This is a genomic window from Ahrensia marina (assembly GCF_001293565.1).
GTDB classification, from domain to species: domain Bacteria; phylum Pseudomonadota; class Alphaproteobacteria; order Rhizobiales; family Rhizobiaceae; genus Ahrensia; species Ahrensia marina.
This window is the reverse complement of record NZ_JXMU01000010.1, coordinates 112318-131613: the sequence shown is the minus strand read 5'-3', so window position 1 is coordinate 131613 and position 19296 is coordinate 112318. Positions and strand designations below refer to the sequence as shown.

Below are 19296 nucleotides of genomic sequence, written 5' to 3'. Positions count from 1 at the left end.
TTAGTCTCCGGTCACAATCGCTGTATCTGGCTTTGCGCCCCATTCAGCCCATGATCCGTCATATAGGCGCGTATCTGCTGCATCGACTGATGCCAATGCGAGATTGATTACTGCTGCGGTAACGCCGGAGCCACATGTTGTGACTACGGGTTTGGACAAATCCAGTCCGGCTTCAGTCAGAGTTTTTCGCAGCTCTTCAATGTTTTTCAGATAGCCGTTTTGGGACAGACGATTGAAGGGGATGTTGATTGCGCCGGGCATGTGACCGGAGCGCATGCCAGCACGCGGTTCGGCTTCACTGCCATTAAAACGGCCTGCGCCGCGCGCATCCGCGATCTGGCAGTTCTGGTTTTCAACGATGGTCTGCATATTATCAAATGTAACCACGTTATCGGCTGCGGTTTGGCAGTCAAAATTGGCTGGCTCTACAACCGTTTTTTTGTTTGTGACCGGACGCTTTTCCGCTTTCCAGTTATCTATACCGCCATCCAGCACGAATACGTTTTCGGCTCCAAAATGGCGCAGGATCCACCAAACGCGCGGCGCGGTGAATATGCCGGGACCGTCATAAACAATGATCGTCTTTTGTCGTGTAAGCCCCATTTCGCCAGCAAATTTAGAAAAGACTTCAGGCGAGGGAAGTGTATGCGGTAAGTCGCTTGCTGCATCCACGATGCGCTCATGATCAAAAAAGACAGCGCCGCTTATATGGGCCTCATTATATTCCGCCTCGGCGTTGCGGTTCTGGGCAGGCAAATACCAAGATCCGTCAATGATGGCGATATCATCATCTTCCAGATGCTCTTCGAGCCAGTCGGCCGATACGATGAACGGACTTTGTGTCATGAAGCAATATCTCGCATTGCGTTAGTTTAAGCTGAAGCGCTTATCATACGTCTCCAGCCTATTAGAATATTGCAGCAAATTGCGGTTGCTGCAAATATCCGACGGTTATCAAATCTCAGGACTCATCTTCATAAGGCACTGTAATATCAACTTTTGACTCCATCCATGCCGGTATCGGCAAATCTTTTGAGCGCAAAAACTCTGGATTATAGATTTTGGACTGGTAGCGGTTGCCATAGTCACACAGCATTGTGACAATCGTTTTTCCCGGTCCCAAGTCTTTGGCCAGCTTCATGGCACCGGCGATATTTATGCCGGTCGAAAGGCCCATGACCATGCCTTCTTCTTCTGCTAGGTTGAAAATGATTTCCAATCCTTCTTTATCATCGGCGCGATAGACAAAATCCGGTTTGAACCCTGCAAGGTTCTCAGTGATGCGGCCTTGGCCTATGCCTTCGGAAATTGAGCCACCTTCGGATTTTAACTCACCTTCTGTATAATAGGCATAAAGCGCTGCGCCCATCGGGTCGACAAGCCCGATTTTCACATCAGCATTACCGGCCCGCAGTGCCTCAGCCGTTCCAACCAGTGTACCGCCCGAACCACAGGCGCAAATAAAGCCGTCAATTTTGCCGTCAAGATCGCGCAAAATTTCCGGTCCGGTTGTTTCAACGTGGGCTTGGCGATTGACGACATTGTCAAACTGGTTTGCCCAAATGGCACCATTCGGTTCCGTTTTTGCCAATTCATCGGCCAGTCTTGCTGACACTTTGATGTAATTATTCGGATTTTTGTAAGGCTTGGCCGGTACTTCGACCAGTTCGGCGCCCATCAGGCGCAATGCGTCTTTTTTCTCCTGACTTTGTGTTTCAGGAATAACAATAACGGTGCGATAGCCCAGTGCTTTGGCAACCAACGTCATGCCTATGCCGGTATTGCCTGCGGTTCCTTCAACGATAACGCCGCCGGGTTTTAAAAGTCCTTTTTTCTCCGCATCGCGAATGATGAACAGAGCGGCACGGTCCTTAACCGACTGGCCGGGATTGAGAAATTCACATTTGCCGTAAATATCGCATCCGGTTTCTTCTGACGCGCGTTTCAGACGTACAAGTGGCGTGTTGCCAATGAGGTCGATGACTGAACTGTGCATACCGCAATCCTTTTATTGTTTGACTTGCAAGTTAAGGTTGGGAGCGCAGTCGGGCAAGTCAGTTTTGGTTAGATAAACAACTGAAGGTGATAATTATTTGCTCTGCCAGAGAGATTTTAGAATTTTGACCTCATATTGATCCGATTTGGTTTTTAACACGTAACATGATCAGAAAATAATCATTGGACTGTGTGACCGTGGGTAAAAATCCATCACTAAACATTCATGCTGAACGGAGCGCGAATGACAATAAAATTTGATAATCTGGATGCGCTGATTTCAGGCTATGTGGCGGGCAGCCTGCCTCTGCCTTTGCATGTCATGATGGCATCTCAATTGGAGTTGTCCGGTCAGCACCGGTCTCTGGTGCGAGCGCTGGAGGCGGCGGCAGGCAACGACCTTGAAGAGTTGTCGCCGGTGGCTGTTTCAAAGCGCGATGAAACACTGGCGCAAATATTCAAAAGCGATGAGGATGGGTCGGGTCAGGGCGAGACATCCACACAGTGTGATGTAATGCCGTCTGCGCTGGTCGGTTTTACCGGATTCAGCGTCAATGACATTCCCTGGAAGACAAAATTACCGGGCTTTAAAGAGTTTGATCTGGGCACTGTCGATGGCTGTGAAGTTTCCTTGTTCTGGATCAGACCGGGGCGCACTGTGCCTATGCACAAACATGAAGGCAAAGAGCTTTCCCTGATCTTGCAGGGCGCATTTACCGATGAGCGCGGCGTTTTTGCGCGGGGCGACATTTCGATTGCAGATGAAAATGTTGAGCACAGGCCAACGGCGGACATGAGCGCGCCATGCATCGGATTTGCCGTTACAGATGGTCCGCAAAGGCTAAGCGGGTCTTTCAAACAACGTATCGGCGATATTTTGGGCGCATATTGAGTGTTTGCGATAGTTGGAACCGATGAGGCGTTCCGCGCGTAGTGTGGGGAACACTTATAACGGAAAGAAACAATGGATCTTTATCAGATATCGACAGGCGGCGGCGTTGTATGGATTACAGGGGCCAGTGGCGGCATCGGGCGAGAACTTGCGCTCCAAATGGTCCGCGAAGGATATGTGGTTGTCGGCAGTGCGCGCAGTGAAGACAAGCTGAAAGAGATGGAAGCAGAGGCGGCTGCGTTTAAAGGCAGTTTTCACGCTTTGCCCTGCGATGTCACGGACCGCGACAGTATGGCGGTTGCCGTGGAAGAGATTGAATCATCACACGGTCCGGTTCGACTGGCGGTATTTAACGCCGGTAATTATTGGCCGACAGCGGGCGAAGCGCTGGATATTGATGCTTTCCGCAAGACATATGAGATCAATATTTTCGGCATGTTGAATGGTCTGGTGCCGGTTGTTGAAAAAATGAAAGTCCATGGCAAAGGGCAGGTGGCTCTTGTCGCATCGGTGTCCGGCTACTCCGGCCTGCCTGCGGCTGCCGCCTATGGCGCGTCAAAAGCGGCCGTGAACAATATGGCGGAGTCGTTGAAGTTTGACTTCGATAAAATGAATATTCGAATTCAAGTTGTTAATCCGGGCTTTATTGATACGCCGCTTACTGAAAAGAATAAATTCGATATGCCCGCTTTGATGCCGGTTGAAAAGGCCGTTAGGCGCATGATTGACGGATTTGAGAATGGCGGTTTTGAAATTACATTTCCGCGACGGTTTACGTATCTGCTAAAAATTCTGCGTATGCTGCCGCATCCTGTTTATTTCTGGCAAATGAAACGCGCAACCGATTGGAAAGACAGGCCTTTGAAGTTCGGTGATACGGCTGAAGCCAAGGTTCAGCGAAAGGCTTAAGGGTTTTCAATTTTGTCGCGCAATTCGCGCTGTATTTCCGCATTGAGAGGGAAATTCCACACCAGTGCAACCGCGCCCAATTTGAGTATCGCCGGTACCCACGCATAGATTATTGCCAGCGCGTCCAGCGCTAAACTGCTTTGCTCGTTATTGGTTTCCGGTTGAAAACCGAACAGGCCGAGCAGGGGAAATGCAAAGCCCACAGCAAGCGCCAAAGATAATTTTGTCGATAAGCTCCAAGCTGCAAAATAGGTGCCGGAGCGCTGTTCTCCCGATGCGGCTGTGTCAATGTCAATCACATCAGCCTGAATGGAAGCGGGTAGCGACAGGTCAAAGCCTACCAGCAGCCCTGTCAGCGCGCATATGACGGCGAAAGCAACGACATCGCCCTGTGATAAAAGCGGTGTGAACGCAAATATGAGTGTTGCCGCCAACATGCCGTAACCCCAAGCACGGTGTTTTGACGTGCGTTTGGCGATGAATGTTGCCAAAGGCACACCCAAAACACCGCACAAGAAATACAAAAATAGCAATGGCCCACGCATTTCCGGCGTGCCGAGATAATCGGAAACGAAATAGAGGAAAAGCGTTGCTGGGATGCCGTTTGCAAGTCCATTGACGAAAAACGCCGTGATCAACCGTAAAAACGGTTTGTTATTCTGAAGGTGGCGGAAACCATCTGCAAAACTGACTGCCTGTTTGGTATATTCGCGCGGCTCCGGCACTTTCCAGATTGTCAGTGCGCCCAGAATTGGCAGCGCAAGCGCGATGACGACTCCAAGTAAAGCCAGCCCATGAAATTCACCGGCATTGTCTGTCCCGATTGCGAAGGGCAGTGCGATTGCAATGAGGGTGCCAATCAGTGTCAGCGCCTCGCGCCATCCGGTAATGGTCGTGCGTTTTTCATAATCGCCCGCCATTTCCGCACCCCATGCGTAAAACGGTATAAGGCAAGCAGTGTAGCCAAACGACAAAACGGCACCCCAAAAGCCCAAATACCAGATTGTCGCATCGATAGGCGGCCAGAAAATCATGAATGCGGCAAAGGCTGTGACCGGCAAGGAGATTGCAAAAAATGTCCGGCGGCGGCCAAAGCCGGTTCGCAATTTATCGGCGCCATAGCCGATGAGCGGATCGTTTATGGCATCAATGATGCGTACACATAAAAGCGCTGTGCCGACAGCGGCCAAAGACAGGCCCAGTGTTTCCGAATAAAATGTCGGGACCAGAATATAAAGCGGCAAGGTGAGCGCCGCGAGCGGCATCGCCGGTAAAGCGTAAATGATTATGCATGCGAGCTTTAATTTTGAAATGTTTTTTGTCAAAGCCTGCTGCTTTCAATTGGTGAGTCAATACAGGCGGTTACAGATGTTTGCTGGGAAAGTGATTCAACATGTATTGCCAAGGCGAGCCTGTCAGTTTTCGCGCACATAGACGACTTGGCGTACATCAATGAACTCTTCCTCAAAGCCTGCTTCGCAGTAATAAAGATAAAACTCCCAAAGCCGCTTAAAGCGGTCATCGAACCCCATTGTTTTGAGAATGTCCCAGCTTTGCCAAAAACGTTCACGCCATTCGGCCAGAGTGCGCGCATAATCACGCGCAAAGATACGCTCGCTTTGCTTTTTCAACCCCATTTCAACAGGAAGCTGGTCTAGCATTGAAGGCGGCGGCAACATACCACCGGGAAAAACATAGCGCTGAATGAAGTCGGGATGTTCGCGGTAAAAAGGAAAGCTGTTCTCATTGATTGTTATGATTTGCAGGCCGGCCTTGCCGCCTGTTTTCAATACGTCGTGGACCTTCTCAAAATAAGTGCCCCAATAGGCTTCACCAACGGCTTCGAACATTTCGATTGAGACAACTTTATCATATTTACCTTGCTCGTCGCGGTAGTCCTGAAACTTGAATGTGACTTTGTCCGAAAGATCCGCGGCGCGGATGCGTTCGCGGGCAAAATCAAGCTGCTCGCGGCTGATTGTAAGCCCTGTGATTTTGCAGCCGATTTCGCGTGCGGCAAATTCAGCAAATCCGCCCCAACCGCAGCCGATTTCAAGCACATGATCATCTTTTGTAATGCCGATAGCGTTTGCAAGCGCGCGGTATTTTGCTGTTTGAGCCGATTGCAGATCATTTGCGCCGTCCTGATAAAGAGCGGAGGAATATGTCATCGTCGGGTCAAGCCAGGCGGCATAGAACTTGTTGCCGAGATCATAATGTGCGGCAATATTCTGTTTGGCTTTGGACTTGGTATTGCGGTTTAACCAGTGGCGGATTTTGCCCAAAACCGTCATGATCCTGCTGCTGCTGGCAAGACGGTTGCCCCATTCTTCATTAACAACAAACAAGCGCAGGAAAGTCGTGATGTCGGGGCTATGCCAATCACCGTCAATATAGCTTTCTGCAACACCGGTCGTAGCACCGCTCAAGGCGCGTTTGGGCAGATTCCAATTGTGAAGCACAAGCGCGGCATCAGGGCCTTTTTCACGCCCTTCAATCTTGACCACACGTTGATCCGGCATCTGGATTGTCAAAGTGCCTTTTGGCAGTTGCAGCGCCAGTTTAAGCGCCAAACGTGCTTTTACAGGCAAGCCGCGCGCATAATTACGCAAGTTTTCTGCCGTTAACGGCTCTGCAACGGCTGATAGATCATCCATGCTGTTAGTCGCGTGTGACATCAAAGATTGTCTCGTTTCTTCTATCTATAAATTTATACAAATTATTCCGCAGGTCCAGTTATGCGATCCTGATAGCTGACAGGGGCTGGCGGATTGCCTCTCGGGCGGTATTTTGCGCCCTTCAGCCAGAGTTTGAGCGCTTCCCAATGAATGCCGGCGACCACTTTCAATGTCATAAAGGGCAGGCGCGCAACTTGGCCGGCAAGTGCGGCGGACGTAAAAGGTTTGGCGTCGCCAATAAAGGTTGCCGACAAAAACGGGTCTGCGCCATCGGTTTCAAAGATGCGGATTTTTACCTTTTCGCCGGGTGGCGTTATACGAAAATGATAGCGCAATCCCATATCAATAAACGGGGACACATAGAAAATCTTGGTCCGTTCCTGCCGCAATCCGGCTTTCGTCAGCTGGCCGCTCTCGACCTTGCAAACATAGCTGTGGCGCTCACCAAAGGTATTGCGAACCTCATAAATTACGCCGGTCAGATGTTTGGTTTCATCGTAGCAGAAGTACACACTTATCGGGTTGAAGACGAAACCCAAAATGCGCGGATATGCCAATAGAAGAATACGGTGAGGGCGCTTCAGTCCTGCTTTTTCGGCCAGATTGGATGCATAGTCGCGCAAGCTGCCCTTTTGCCCTTCAGGCAAATGGTCGCGCTCATAAAAACTGACAAGGTTGAAGCGTCCGACGGAAAACAGACCTGCCGTTTTTGATATGGAACCGAGTTTATCCAAATCAAACAGGCAATTGAAAACGCGGTAGTTGAAGCGGTGGCCAAATGGTTTCAAGCGCGCATGCATCACCTTGCCGGGGTAAAGTATGGCAGCTTTCTCCGGCGGGGGAAACAAAGCTTGATCAGACATATTGGACATATGCATAACCACAGTCTATTCGGCCGCGACCACAATTGGAAGCGCTTCAGGTTCAAGGGAGCGCCAAGGCACATGACCGCCGAGCGCTTCTGCCGCTTCCAATCCGGAACGCAGGCCATCCTCGTGAAAACCAAATCCGGTCCAGGCACCGGCAAAAAAGATGTTGTCATTGCCTTGAAGAAAACTGATGCGTTTTTGCGCGTCAAAAGCTGCCTGATCATATTGCGGATGGTCAAAAGTCCACTCGCCAAAGACTTTACTCGGATCAGGCTCGCGGGTCGGATTAAGGGTTACAAAAAGCGGCTTTTCAAAGTCGATATTCTGTAGACGGTTCATCCAATAGGTGAGGCAGATCTCACTTTCTTCGCCGTTGGCTTCTGTTTCGCGCATATAATTCCATGCCGCCCACGCTTTCTTGCGCTTGGGCATGAATGTGGGATCGCGGTGAAGAATCACGCGGTTAGGCTTGTATTTAATGTCGGCTAATACGCTCTTTGTTTCCTCAGACCCGTCGCCGGATGCAAGAATGGACAGCGCCTGATCTGAGTGACAGGCAAAAACAACAGCATCAAAGCGCTCAGTTTCACCATTTTGATCGGTCAGCAATACGCTGCCATCATCGCTTTTATTATACGCCGTTATTTGTGTATTCAGTTTGACCCGATCGCCAAGTGTGGCCAGCAGTTTTTGATGATAGTTTCGCGAACCGCCGGAAACGGTACGCCATGTTGGCGGCTCCAACTCCAGAAGCCGGTGATTTTCAAAAAACTGGATGAAGGACATTGCCGGAAAAGCCAGCATTTTGACCTTCGGGGTCGACCAGATGGCGGCTGCCATGGGAATGAGATAATCATCCTGAAACCGCTTTGAAAATTTCCTCTTGTTCAGATATTGGCCGATAGTCATCGTGCCCAAAAAGCCGCCGTCACGGTCCTTTAAACATTGTTTGTTGAAGCGCGTGATTTCACGCAGCATCCATAAGAAGGACGGTGAAAACATATTTGCTTTTTGCGAAAAGACAGTGCCGAGATTTATGCCGCACCATTCGCGCTGACCGCCATTGAGCGAAAGTGCGAAGCTCATGTTTGTTTTCTCAGATTTGACATCAAGATGATCAAACAAAGCGCAGAGATTTGGATAATTGCGCTCATTAAATACAATAAAACCGACATCGACAGAGATTGGTGTGCCATCATAGTCAACATCAACCGTGCAAGTGTGCCCGCCGGCGCGCTCTTCTGATTCAAACAGAGTGACGTCTTGTGTGAAATTTAAAGACCAAGCTGCTGCTGCGCCGGAGATACCGCTGCCAATAATTGCAATCTTCTTGCGCGGCGCGGGAGCGTTCATATTCATCCGGTATTCTCTTTCATTTTTTGGTATGCAGCCAAAGCACGCTCACGCGCTGTTTTGTGGTCAACAACCGGCTCGGGGTAAGTCTCGCCTAAGGTTACACCTGCTTTTTCAAGAATCTTTTCAGGTGCTTCCCAAGGTTTGTGTATGTATTTTTCAGGAATATCACGCAGTTCGGGACAATATAGTTTCACATATTCGCCGCTCTTGTCGAACTTTTCGCCCTGTAAAATCGGGTTGAATATACGGAAATAAGGTGATGCGTCCGCGCCGGAACCTGCAACCCATTGCCAGCTTGCTGTATTGGAAGCGGGATCCGCGTCAACCAATGTGTCCCAAAACCATTTTTCCCCCTCGCGCCAGTCAATGAGCAGGTGCTTAATCAAAAACGAGGCGACAATCATGCGAACGCGGTTGTGCATCCATCCGGTTTGCCAAAGCTGGCGCATGCCGGCATCGACAATAGGGTAGCCGGTTTGGCCTTGCTGCCATGCTTCAAGGTGTTTTTTACCGTCATTCCAAGGAAAGGCGTCAAAATCATCATTGTAGTTCTTGTTTTTCAAGTCCTCGAAGTTGACCAGAAGGTGATAGGAAAATTCACGCCAGACGACTTCTTTTCTGAAGACTTCTTTATTGGGCGTATGGGTTGCTTGTTTTGCATTGACTTCAGCCCAAATCTGATAGGGCGAAATCTCGCCAAAAGTCAGATGCGGGGATAGTTTTGAGGTGTCATTTTGCGCGGGAAAATCACGGCCTTCTTTATAGTCGTTAATCGGACCGTTCAGAAAATCGCCTAATCGTTCCCATGCGCCTTCTTCTCCGGGCGTCCATTCATCGGCAATGCCGCCCGCCCAATCCGGTTTTGTCGGCAATAGCGACCAGTCATCCAGAGAATCACTTTTGAGCGATTTACTATAAGAGACAATCTTATCCGGTTTCGGCGCTGGATCACGTGGCTCGTCCATGCCCGAAAAGGCGCGCCAGAAAGGCGTATAGACCTTGTAAGGACTGCCGGAGCCTGTACGCAATTTTGTCGGCTCATGCAGCAATGCGCCGTCAAAGCTTATGACTTCTATGTCACTGTCTGTCAGGTCGCTCTTTAGTTTCGTGTCACGCTTGATATGGCTGGTTGCATAGCGCCTGTTCCATAGAACTGATTTCGCGCCGGTTTCATCAATCAGTTCTTTAATTATCTGTTCCGGCGAGCCACGTCTTAGAATCAGTTTTGCGCCAATAGTCTCTAATGATTTTGCCAAGGCGGTAAGAGAATGGTGCAGCCACCATTTCTGTGCGCCGCCATACTCGGTGGTTTCGTCGGCATCCTCATCAAAAACATAAAGGCAGATTGTCTCTTGTTCTTGCTGTGCCGCTTTTAACAGTGCCGCGTTGTCGGAAATCCTCAAATCATTGCGAAACCAAACGATAATTGGTCCGGAGGGCAATGAAGAGGCAGTTGAAGTCGACATAATTACGGGGCACTCGAAACAAGTTTTAGAAAATATACGGTTTTATATTTCTAACTACGCAGGTCACATCGCTTTAGATCATCAAATGTTTCTTAAAAATAAAATTTGTCCTTCGATAAGAGGGACCAAGAACCAATTGCGTGACTGACAGTATGGAAAAACCATGCTTTGTTGGATGCATGTGCCTCATGATGCTGTAGGCATCCATGACAGGCAGGCAACTATTTAAAGCCGGAAACAAAAAAGGGTCAGCGCGTTTGGCGCTAACCCTTTTAAATTGGCTCCCCGAGTAAGATTCGAACTTACGACCGATCGATTAACAGTCGATTGCTCTACCGCTGAGCTATCGGGGAATATCTTGCGATGAGCGCTCATAACAAAAGGTATTTTAATTTGCAAAGGGACTTTTGACAAAAAACATAATTTTTTTGCCTTACGCCAAAATATGGCCGCGCAATCAGGAAATTGCTGGCAGAGCGAAGCGGAAATTCACATATAGGCTTAATGAAATACAAATCTGATCAACATTTGAAGCTGTTCGGCCGGTCTATCAAACTACCGCGTCACCGATTCATGCGTATTTTATTGGGAACAGCCCTAATTCTGGGTGGCATATTGGGGTTTTTGCCGGTGCTTGGCTTTTGGATGTTGCCGCTTGGAGTTTTAATTTTGAGTCATGATTCCAGAATTGCTCGTCGCCTCAGCCGCAAAATGACCGTAAAATTTGGCCGGATGAGAGCCCGTTTGCGCAGGAAAGGCGATGCAAAGCAAAAATAATGGCTACAATAATGATTGCCTGCTTGTCGGATTAAAAACGCTCTGTTAACAGATGCCGCGATACGCAGTGGTATTAGGGCCTCGTGGCGGAGTGGTTACGCAGCGGATTGCAAATCCGTGTACTCCGGTTCGATTCCGGACGAGGCCTCCATCTTCATACTGCCGCACATTACAAAAGCGCAGAGATCAATCGATGGTGGAAAATTATACAGAACTTCGTCGTGCAATGGTTGATAGCCAGGTCCGTACAACTGATGTGACTGAACTGCGCTTAATCGAAGCCATGTTTGAAATTCCGCGCGAAGCGTTCGTGCCGGCCAAAGTTAAACCGCTTGCCTATATTGATGATGATGTTCTGGTAACATCTGCCGATGCAGCGCAGCCACGCTATCTTATGGAGCCGTCACCTTTTGCCAAATTGGCGCAAATGGCTGAAGTGGGTCCGGATGATCTGGTACTCGATATTGGCTGTGCAACGGGCTATTCATCGGCGGTGTTTTCCAAGCTTGCCAGTGCTGTTATTGCGCTTGAAAGCGATGAGGAGCTGGCTGACAAGGCTTCTGAAACATTAGCGTCACTCGGTTTTGACAATGTTGTCGTTGTCACCGGTGAACTCAATGCCGGTTTTGCCGGTGAGGGGCCATATGACGTTATCTTTTTGAATGGCGCGGTAGATGCTGTTCCGGATGCGCTTCTTGAGCAGCTTAAAAGCAATGGCCGCCTTGTTGTTATCGAAGGGCGCGGCACAACAGCTTTCGCGCGCCTTTATGTAAAAGACGAGCAGGGAATTGTATCAAGCCGAAAGGCATTTAATCTTTCTGCCAAAACACTGCCGGGCTTTGTAAAAGAGCAGGAATTCTCGTTTTAAACTTGAAACTTACTGACATTGTGGTGCGGATTAACAACGGTTAACCGGTTAAAAATGTAAACGCTGTGTCCATGACACTTTTGTAACTTGAATTTTTCATCTCAATGTCCTTAGTGCACTACAGCGCCTAACAAGCGTACTTGGTAAAACTGGGATTAGTTATATGCGTCGGACAATATTTACAGCCATTCTAACATTGAGTGTCTGCGTATCTTCCGTCGCTCAAAGCGCTGAAACAATTTACGGCGCAATGGCGAAAGCCTATGAAAACAACCCCAGCCTGAACTCGGCGCGCGCCGGTTTGCGTGCTGTTGATGAAAATGTACCGCTTGCGAAATCGGGCCAACGCCCGCGCATTCAAGCGACATCGTCGCTTCTTTATAATTTTTCTCCTGATGCACGCGGTTATAGCACGGCAAGCTTCGGCGTAGAGATTAACCAGTCGATCTTCGACGGTTTCCAGACGCGCAACAATGTCAAGGGCGCCGAGGCAGGTGTGCGCGCAGAACGCGCCAATCTTCGCAATACAGAGCAGAACACGCTGTTCGATGCTTCGCAGGCATTTATGGACGTTGTGCAGAACCGCCAGATTGCAAGCTTGCGGGCGCAGAATATTGATTCGCTTAATGAGCAGCTTCGCTCCGAGCGCTCCCGTTTTGAAGTTGGTGAAGGTACGCGAACCGATGTTGCGCAGGCGCAAGCCAGTCTGGCCGCAGCACGGGCGCAACTGATCGCCGCGCAAGCGCAAGTCAAATCATCCGAAGCCATTTATGCGCAAATCGTCGGCACACAGCCAGGCAGTCTGAAAACACCGGCGCCGCTTTCCAAGCTCTTGCCGCGCTCGCTTGGTCAGGCCGAACAAATAGCATTTTCCGGACATCCAGCCATCGAAGTGCGCAATGCGCTCGTAGACAGTGGTCTGTTTTCGGTGAAAGCTGCACAAGGTGCTTTCCTACCGCAGGTTGGGCTGAGTGCTTCTGTCTCGCGCAATTTTTCTTCATCATCAAATAGCGGACGCGGGCCGAGCGCTTTGGACAGTTCTTCAGCGTCTACAACAGGACGTGTTGGCTTGAACGTTACTGTGCCGATTTATCAGGGCGGCCAGGCTTCTGCCACTGTGCGTCAAAGCAAGGAACAGTTAGGGCAGGCACGTCTTGAAGTCGATGTTGCCCGTGATCAGGTTCGAGCGGCGGTTGTTTCCGCCTTTACACAGCTTGAAGCCTCCCGCGCTTCTGTCAGCGCCAATCAGGAAGGTTTGCGTGCTGCGCGTCTGGCACTTAACGGTGTTGTTGAAGAGCGCAGCGTTGGCCAGCGCACGACGCTGGATGTTCTCAATGCCCGCTCGATTGTCCTTGATGCACAGATCGCACTGGTTCAGGCGCAGCGCAATCAGGTGGTTTCAAGCTTTGCGCTTGCCTCTGCCGTTGGACGCCTGAGCGCGAAACGCCTTGGATTGGGTGTCGCTATCAAGGATCCGGAAGAGCATTATAACGCCGTCAAGGATAAGTGGTACGGTTTGCGCACGCCTGATGGTCGCTAAACCGGTCAACCGGCTGCGGTAACCATTTTCGCTTTTATTCCTGTGGGTTTTGGAATCAATTTTCCATCAACGATTCTCATTTGCACAACTATATGCGATACGTTGATGTGTGATTCGGCTCTCCGAATGCTCAATGGATAATTGTAGAGTGGGTGACATGGCGCAGACCAATACGGTTCAAAACCAACCTTCAATGGACGATATTCTGGCTTCAATCCGTCGTATTATCGACGATGGCAATAAAAAAACCGAAGCGGTGAACGCTGCCAAGGAATCTGTTGCCAATGATGACGCAGCGTCCGATCCTTCTCAGGAAAACGAACAGATATCTATGGTGACGGCTGCTGATATCCTTGGTGCTGAAGTGCTGGACCAAGTTGAAAAATCAACTGCCGACGAATTTTCCGACATTGGTGTGCCAGAGCTTGATAGCTTTCTGGAAACTCTGGATACGAAATATGAAACAGCGGACAGCAATGTCGTTTCTCTGGAAACAGCCAAGGAAACAGTTTCCATTATGGAGCCTGCAAAGGTAGAAGCCCCAAAAGCCGAGCCTTCGCAGAAAAAATACGAGCAGCGTTTTACCTCTGACGATCGCACGGCGTTTGAAAAGGTTGGCAGTGCTCTTGCTGCAAGGACATCGGACCCCGAAGTCGCCGGTGCCCATGTGCGCCCGGCAGCGCCTTCACATATTCCTCAGGCTAAGCGTAATTTGGTTTCCGAGCAGGTTCAGACAAGCATTGGCAATTCATTTGAAAGCCTGTCAGAAGCATTGGCAAAAGAAGCCGGTCGCGACTTGCCAGAGATGACCGAAGATCTGCTCAAGCCGATGCTGTCGGAATGGCTTGATAACAACCTTCCGGCAATGGTCGAGCGGTTGGTTCGTGCCGAAATTGAACGGATTGCACGCGGCGAGTAATTTGCCGTGTGATCATCAAGCGCGTCTGTGTTGACAGCGGGCCTACTATCCGATTTATCCAAGGTCATATTATTTCTGACAAATAGCCGGTAAACGGCACGGGTTTTTCGATGCTTGATAAGACTTTTGATGCGGCCAGTGTTGAGCCGCAAATTGCCAAAAAATGGGATGACAGCAACGCGTTTGCCGCTGGTGCCGGTGCGCGCGAGGGCGCAGAACCATTTTGCATTGTGATACCGCCGCCCAATGTGACTGGCTCTTTGCATATGGGCCATGCGCTCAATAATACGTTGCAGGATATCATGATCCGGTATCAGCGAATGCTGGGCAATAATGTGCTCTGGCAGCCGGGTATGGACCATGCGGGCATTGCCACGCAAATGGTCGTCGAGCGCAAGCTGAACGCCGAGGGCAAAAAGCGCACCGACTTTACGCGGCCGGAATTTATCGAGAAAATCTGGGAGTGGAAAAACGAGTCCGGTGGCACGATTTTCAATCAGCTCAAACGCCTTGGCGCTTCGTGTGACTGGTCACGCGAGCGCTTTACGATGGATGAAGGTCTGTCCGAGGCTGTGCTTAAGGTATTCGTCGAGCTTTATAATGAAGGTCTGATTTACCGCGGCAAGCGTCTGGTCAATTGGGACCCGCATTTTGAAACCGCGATCTCTGATCTGGAAGTTGAGAACACCGAAGTTGACGGCCATATGTGGCATTTCAAATACCCGTTGGCCGATGGTGCGACATATACTTATGTTGAAAAAGATGAAGACGGTAATGTCGTTTTAGAAGAAACGCGTGATTACATTTCCATCGCGACAACACGTCCTGAAACCATGTTGGGCGATGGTGCGGTGGCTGTTCACCCTTCTGACGAGCGTTATGCCTCTATTGTTGGCAAGCTTTGCGAGATTCCTGTCGGTCCCAAAGAGCACCGCCGCAAAATTCCAATTATTACGGATGAATATCCCGATAAGGATTTTGGTTCGGGTGCGGTTAAAATCACCGGCGCGCATGATTTCAACGATTATCAGGTTGCCAAGCGTAACAATATTCCGCTGTACCGTCTTATGGACACGAAAGCGGCAATGCGTGCTGATGGCGCTTCTTATGTAGAAGAGGCTGCAAAGGCGAAGGCGATTGTCGAAAGCGGTGAGCTGCCAAGTGAGGCGGCGGTTGATGCGATTAACCTCGTACCGGATGAATATCGCGGACTGGACCGTTTTGAAGCCCGCAAAAAGGTCGTGGCCGACATCACAGCGGAAGGTCTGGCCATTATGGTGCCGGAAACCGATCCGCGCCTTGGTCCGGTAAAAGCACCGCTTGCGCCGGAAGAGGGCGGTGAAACACGCGCCACGGTGCCATTGGTGGAAAAAAAGAAAATCATGCAGCCATTTGGCGACCGTTCCAAAGTGGTCATCGAACCGATGCTGACCGACCAGTGGTTTGCCGATGCGGAAACACTGGCCAAGCCGGCGCTTGAATCGGTTAAAGAGGGCCGCACCAATTTTGTGCCGAAGACATGGGAAAACACCTATTATAATTGGATGGAAAACATCCAACCTTGGTGTATCTCGCGCCAGCTTTGGTGGGGGCATCAGATTCCGGCCTGGTATGGCCCTGATGACCGTGTTTTCGTTGCCAAGAATGAAGGATTGGCGCTTGAGGCGGCGATTCAACACTACATTTCTCATGAAGGTCCGTGGAAAGCGTGGGTAGAGAACAAGATCGAAGCGTCTGACACGCAAAGTATTTTGCGCCGTGATCCTGATGTTCTCGACACATGGTTCTCGTCGGCGCTGTGGCCGTTTTCGACACTGGGCTGGCCGGAGAAAACCAAAGAGCTTGAAGCCTATTACCAGACAGATGTTCTGGTAACGGGATTTGACATCATATTCTTCTGGGTTGCGCGCATGATGATGATGGGCAACCACTTCATGAAGGATGAAGACGGAAAAGGCATTGAGCCTTTCCACACCGTTTATGTCCATGCCTTGGTGCGTGATAAGGACGGGCAGAAAATGTCCAAATCCAAAGGCAATGTTATTGATCCTTTGGAATTGATGGATGAGTACGGCACTGACGCGCTGCGCTTTACGCTGGCGATTATGGCCGCCCAAGGCCGCGATGTGCGTCTTGATACGGACCGTATCGCTGGTTACCGCAATTTTGGCACCAAGCTCTGGAATGCGACACGCTTTGCGCAGATGAACGGTGTGACGCATGATCCATCATTCATACCGGAAAATGCAAAGCTGCCGGTAAACCGCTGGATTTTGACAGAACTTTCGCGTGCTGTGAGAGAAGTCTCGACGGGTATAGATACTTATCGTTTCAACGATGCGGCATCGGCTGCCTACAAATTTGTCTGGAATAATTTCTGCGACTGGTATCTGGAATTGCTTAAACCCGTCTTCCAGGGTGAAGACGAGGCGGCAAAGAAAGAGGCACAAGCCTGTGCTGCTTATGTGCTGGATCAGGCATATAAAATGCTGCACCCGTTCATGCCGTTCATGACCGAAGAGCTTTGGGGTTTAACGTCAGAGGTCCGCGATACACTTATCTGCCATGCCGCTTGGCCAAAAGCGGAATTTGAAGATGATGAAGCGGCTGAAGAGATCAACTGGCTGATTGAGCTGGTGTCCGGCATTCGTTCAGTTCGTGCCGAAATGAATGTCCCGCCATCGGCCAAAGCGCCACTTATTTTTGTCGATGCCGGAGACGTTACGCGTGGCAGAATGGAACGCAATGCTGCGGCGATTCAGTGGCTTGCCCGTGTTGAAGCGCTTTCTGTTGCTGATAGTGCGCCGGAAGGCTCTGCACAGATTGTTGTTGGCGAAAGCACAGCCTGTTTGCCGCTTGGCTCTCTGGTTGATGTGGATGCGGAAAGCGCGCGTATTGAGAAAGCAATCGGCAAGGTGCGCGGCGATATGGCCAAGATCGAAGGCAAGTTGAACAATGAAAAATTTGTCCAAAATGCCAAGCCGGAGATCGTTCAGGCCGAGCGCGAGAAGCTGGAAGAATTCAAGCCGACACTTGAAAATCTTGAAGCCGCACTGGCGCGAATTCAGGCGCTAAAATGATTCGGAATGCCGAATTTGTCTAACCAAGGGCCGTTGACGCTTACGTTAACGGCCCTATTTTTTGTGAGCGCTGTAAAACATGTCCATTTGTGACACTATTGCAACATAAATGCGCCACAATTGCTGAAAAGAGGCATTTTTAGATGTTTTTGATCAGACTGCGACGGTTTTACACGCTTCAATCACCATTTTGTGACAATTCAGGCTTTGTGATTAAAGCTTACGCAAGCAAAATTTGCCCACTTTACGTAACGTCCATCAGCGGAAATAAGCCGTTCTGGAAAATCTTCTTGAACTGGTAACTTTCTTTGAGTGAAATAGGGAAGGTTCGTTTCTAGGGGAGGACACATGTCTAGCTCAATTAAAAAGATTATTTTCGGCTTTGCTGGCGCAACAATTCTTGCGACTGCAGCCAATGCGGGTGGCCTTGAGCGCGGTGGCTACAACATCGATCTGCTTTTTGATGACTCACGCGCAGCTTTTGATGCAACCGGCGCCTATGTTATGCCACAGCGTGAGCTTAAAAATGTTCGCGACACCGATGCATCTGACGGTATCGGTTCAGACGGCTTCGGCGGCGGCACAACAACTGCCGATGAGACTGAATCTTATTTTGTCCCACGCGTTGGCTTGAAAGTTGGCTTTACAGAAGATTTCAACTGTATGGCAGATTATTCGCAGCCTTATGGTGCGCACACAAAGCCGGGCGCCGACTGGATGGGTGCAAACTCAAACATCGAAACTAAAATTGATAGCGACGGCTTTGCCGGAACCTGTTCGTATTCGTTTAATGCCGGCCCGGGCAAGCTGCGTATTATCGGCGGCGTTTCTTATCTTGAAATGAGTGGCTTCAAGGAACGTTTGGTTGCTCCACCGCTTTTAGCCTTAGGTAACGGTGTTGGCCGCCTAGAGCTTAGCGACAGCGGTTATGGCTGGCGTGCTGGTCTTGCCTATGAGGTGCCAGAAATCGCTCTGCGCGCGAGCTTGATGTACTATTCTGAAGTCAAACTTGATGATGTGACTGGCGTACTTGATCTTTCTGAGGTCAATGGTGCCATTATTCCTGTCTTCGGCTCTACCGCGATGCCGGAAGCTGTCGAACTTAAAGTTCAATCCGGTGTTGCGCCAGGTTGGCTTGTGTTCGGTTCTGTCAAATGGGTTGATTGGAGCCAGTTGCAAAACGTATCGTTCTGTCCGGAAGCTACACGTGCGCTTAACGCGAACTGTACTTACAATGGCGGCACACGCGTAACATCACTTGATCTTCTTTATCAGGACGGATGGACTGTATCAGCCGGTGTCGGTCATCAGCTAACAGAGAAGGTTTCACTTGCAGGGTCTATTACTTGGGACCGTGGCACCGGCACAGGTGTTGGAACACAGACAGACACATGGACATTCGGTTTCGGCGGTTCTTATAAGCCAACTGAAAATGCCGAGTTCCGTTTGGGTGGCGCGATTGGTGTTCTCACCTCTGGATCATCCGGTACTGTGACAACCGATAACGGTACATTCGGTACAGATGTTGCTTATGATTTCGGTAGCGATGTAGTTTCTGCTGTGTCAGCTTCCTTTAAAGTGAAATTCTAAGTTACTCAAATAGTTAGAAAAACCCGCCCAAGTGGCGGGTTTTTTATGTGAAATTGGAGATTAATTCTGCTCAATTCACTTTGTGGCGATTCAGCAACAGTTTCGTTAGAATTCTTGGTGTAAGATTACGTGAGGACGTTTTGCCGCGATCCCGCCACAAAGATTAAGCAATTACGAAGCCATGCGAAAACCGCAATTTAATGTCATTAATCAGATAATAAATGTGCGCGTGCACACTGTGAGTAATATTGCCCACCTGTATGAAGGCGGAGCAGAGGAATTGAAGTGTTAAGTGGATATCTGGAAGATAACCTGAACGTAATCAGGCATTTGAGCCATTATGCCAAGCTGGCCGGT

The 19296-nt window shown here is 49.8% G+C and carries 14 protein-coding genes and 2 tRNA genes; 8 read left to right on the top strand and 8 right to left on the bottom strand.

What is annotated here, in order from left to right:
* The gene (gene sseA, locus SU32_RS08095) at positions 1-846 is read right to left on the bottom strand and encodes a 3-mercaptopyruvate sulfurtransferase (RefSeq protein WP_053998836.1); all 846 of its coding nucleotides are present in this window, start codon (positions 844-846) and stop codon (positions 1-3) included.
* 115 nt (positions 847-961) lie between these two features.
* Entirely contained in the window at positions 962-1996 is a 1035-nt protein-coding gene (locus tag SU32_RS08090; RefSeq protein WP_053998835.1) for a cysteine synthase A, read from the bottom strand.
* A 243-nt stretch (positions 1997-2239) separates the two neighbouring features.
* On the opposite strand from SU32_RS08090, the gene SU32_RS08085 reads away from it, so the two are divergent.
* Together SU32_RS08085 and SU32_RS08080 are read left to right on the top strand one after the other, a co-directional pair.
* Complete coding sequence (locus tag SU32_RS08085; protein ID WP_082376567.1) at positions 2240-2887, top strand: cupin domain-containing protein; 648 nt, start codon at positions 2240-2242, stop codon at positions 2885-2887.
* Between the two features lie 72 nt (positions 2888-2959).
* On the top strand, positions 2960-3796 hold the full coding sequence (locus SU32_RS08080; protein ID WP_053998833.1) for an SDR family NAD(P)-dependent oxidoreductase: 837 nt from the start codon (positions 2960-2962) through the stop codon (positions 3794-3796).
* Here the strand turns inward: SU32_RS08080 and SU32_RS08075 are convergent.
* From SU32_RS08075 to SU32_RS08050, 6 genes are all read right to left on the bottom strand, one after another.
* The gene (locus tag SU32_RS08075; protein ID WP_053998832.1) at positions 3793-5121 is read right to left on the bottom strand and encodes an MFS transporter; all 1329 of its coding nucleotides are present in this window, start codon (positions 5119-5121) and stop codon (positions 3793-3795) included. The two genes, SU32_RS08080 and SU32_RS08075, sit on opposite strands and share 4 nt — an antisense overlap.
* A 90-nt stretch (positions 5122-5211) precedes the next feature.
* Positions 5212-6453: an SAM-dependent methyltransferase gene (locus SU32_RS08070; protein WP_245625507.1), complete on the bottom strand. Its 1242-nt coding sequence runs from the start codon at positions 6451-6453 to the stop codon at positions 5212-5214.
* 62 nt (positions 6454-6515) lie between these two features.
* Positions 6516-7352 (bottom strand): DUF1365 domain-containing protein, encoded by an 837-nt coding sequence (locus SU32_RS08065; protein ID WP_053998830.1) that lies wholly within the window; start codon positions 7350-7352, stop codon positions 6516-6518.
* A 9-nt stretch (positions 7353-7361) separates the two neighbouring features.
* A complete protein-coding gene (locus SU32_RS08060; protein ID WP_053998900.1) occupies positions 7362-8696 on the bottom strand; it encodes an NAD(P)/FAD-dependent oxidoreductase in 1335 nt (444 codons plus the stop codon).
* A gap of 2 nt (positions 8697-8698) precedes the next feature.
* A complete protein-coding gene (locus SU32_RS08055) occupies positions 8699-10165 on the bottom strand; it encodes a cryptochrome/photolyase family protein (protein WP_082376565.1) in 1467 nt (488 codons plus the stop codon).
* 278 nt (positions 10166-10443) lie between these two features.
* A tRNA-Asn gene (locus tag SU32_RS08050) sits at positions 10444-10518 on the bottom strand.
* 501 nt (positions 10519-11019) lie between these two features.
* Here SU32_RS08050 and SU32_RS08040 point away from each other — a divergent pair.
* The 6 genes from SU32_RS08040 to SU32_RS08015 all read left to right on the top strand — a co-directional run bounded on the left by SU32_RS08040 (position 11020) and on the right by SU32_RS08015 (position 18939).
* Positions 11020-11093: transfer RNA gene (locus SU32_RS08040), tRNA-Cys, on the top strand.
* A 42-nt stretch (positions 11094-11135) separates the two neighbouring features.
* On the top strand, positions 11136-11810 hold the full coding sequence (locus SU32_RS08035) for a protein-L-isoaspartate O-methyltransferase family protein (protein ID WP_053998829.1): 675 nt from the start codon (positions 11136-11138) through the stop codon (positions 11808-11810).
* 163 nt (positions 11811-11973) lie between these two features.
* The gene (locus SU32_RS08030; RefSeq protein WP_053998828.1) at positions 11974-13350 is read left to right on the top strand and encodes a TolC family outer membrane protein; all 1377 of its coding nucleotides are present in this window, start codon (positions 11974-11976) and stop codon (positions 13348-13350) included.
* A gap of 133 nt (positions 13351-13483) precedes the next feature.
* Positions 13484-14269 (top strand): PopZ family protein, encoded by a 786-nt coding sequence (locus SU32_RS08025; protein ID WP_082376563.1) that lies wholly within the window; start codon positions 13484-13486, stop codon positions 14267-14269.
* Positions 14270-14379: 110 nt separating this feature from the next.
* Positions 14380-17349, top strand: a complete 2970-nt coding sequence (locus tag SU32_RS08020; RefSeq protein ID WP_053998826.1) for a valine--tRNA ligase — start codon at positions 14380-14382, stop codon at positions 17347-17349.
* A gap of 348 nt (positions 17350-17697) precedes the next feature.
* Positions 17698-18939 carry an OmpP1/FadL family transporter gene (locus SU32_RS08015; RefSeq protein WP_053998825.1) on the top strand — a complete coding sequence of 414 codons (1242 nt, stop codon included), beginning with the start codon at positions 17698-17700 and terminating at the stop codon, positions 18937-18939.
* The last annotated feature ends 357 nt before the right edge of the window (positions 18940-19296 follow it).